The organism is uncultured Caulobacter sp. (assembly GCF_937900395.1).
Taxonomy (GTDB): Bacteria; Pseudomonadota; Alphaproteobacteria; order Caulobacterales; family Caulobacteraceae; genus Caulobacter.
Map to the genome: position 1 here is coordinate 1 of NZ_CALCDX010000164.1, position 1,321 is coordinate 1,321.

The window sequence follows — 1,321 nt, forward strand, 5'->3', positions numbered from 1 at the left end:
CCGCCGGGCGAGGCGGCCTGTCAGCAGGCCCTGGCCCAGCGAAGCGATCACGCCGATGATGGCGAAGCACAGTCCGACCTCGCGCGGTCCCCAGGAAAAGCGCGCGTTGGCCCAGAGGCCGAAGATCGACTCCATGCCAGCAAAGGCGCCGGTCGAGACCAGGGTGACTAGCAGCACCCGGGACAGGATCGGATGGGCGGCGGCCTGGGCCAGGGCTTCGCCCCGTCCTGGCTGAGACGCGTTCGACGCCGAGCCCGCCCGGCTCTCGGTGACGAAGGCGACCACGCCGATCGCGGCGGTGGCGGCCATGCCGGCCGCGACGAACAGCGGGATCTGGAAGCCCAGCTGCCCGGCGCTGGGATGCGCCAGCAGGCCGCCCAGCGACGGGCCAATGACGAAGCCCGCGCCGAACGCCGCCCCTAAGAGGCCCATGCGTCCCGCGCGCTTCTCCGGCGGCGTGACGTCGGCCATGTAGCCCTGGATGGTCGAGATGTTGCCGCTGCCGAAGCCGCCGACCAGGCGGATCACCATGGCGATCCAGATGTTCGGCGCGAAGGCCAGGGCGACATAGGCCAGCGAATTGGCCAGGATCGTCACGATCAGCACCGGCCGCCGACCAATCCGGTCCGACAGCCGTCCCCAGAACGGCTCGCCGAAGAACTGCCCCAGACTGTAGGCGGCGAACATCGTCGTCACCTGCCAGGGCGCGGCGTTCATCGCCTTGGCGTAGAAGGGCAGCAACGGAATGACCACGCCAAAGCCCACCAGGTTGATGAAGACAACCAGGAGCAGGACGGCCAGGGCGCGGGTGCTGTGAACGCTATCGGACATTGCGGGCGGGGTTTACCCGCGAACGGCCCGCTTGGCGACCGGCGTTGTCGCGGTCGCGCGTCGTGCGCTTCGGGAGAACACTGAGGCGCAGAACGCAAAACGCCCCGGCCGCGAGGACGGGGCGCTTCGTTGTCTACCCGTGATCGATCCTAGCGCGGGGCCAGGATCATGATCATCTGCCGGCCTTCCATGCGCGGCTCGTATTCGACCTTGGCGACCTCGTCGAAGTCGGCCTTGACCTGCTGCAGCAGCTTCATGCCGAGTTCCGGGTGAGCCATTTCACGGCCGCGGAAGCGGAGGGTCACCTTGACCTTGTCGCCTTCCTCGAAGAAGCGGAACATCGACTTGGCCTTCACATCGTAATCGTGCTTGTCGATGTTCGGGCGGAGCTTGATTTCCTTGAGCTCGACGACCTTCTGCCGCTTGCGCGCCTCATTCTTCTTCTTCTGCTCCTGGAACTTGAACTTGCCGTAGTCCAGGATCTTGCAGA

2 protein-coding genes are annotated in these 1,321 nt (G+C 66.5%); both read right to left on the minus strand.

Annotated elements, in window-relative coordinates:
- A partial coding sequence (locus Q0379_RS14725; RefSeq protein WP_299010251.1) for an MFS transporter occupies nt 1–831 on the minus strand: 831 nt, incomplete at its 3' end.
- A 149-nt stretch (nt 832–980) separates the two neighbouring features.
- Nucleotides 981–1,321, minus strand: a 341-nt coding sequence (gene infC / locus Q0379_RS14730) for a translation initiation factor IF-3 (protein WP_299010254.1), incomplete at its 5' end; no start/stop codon positions are given.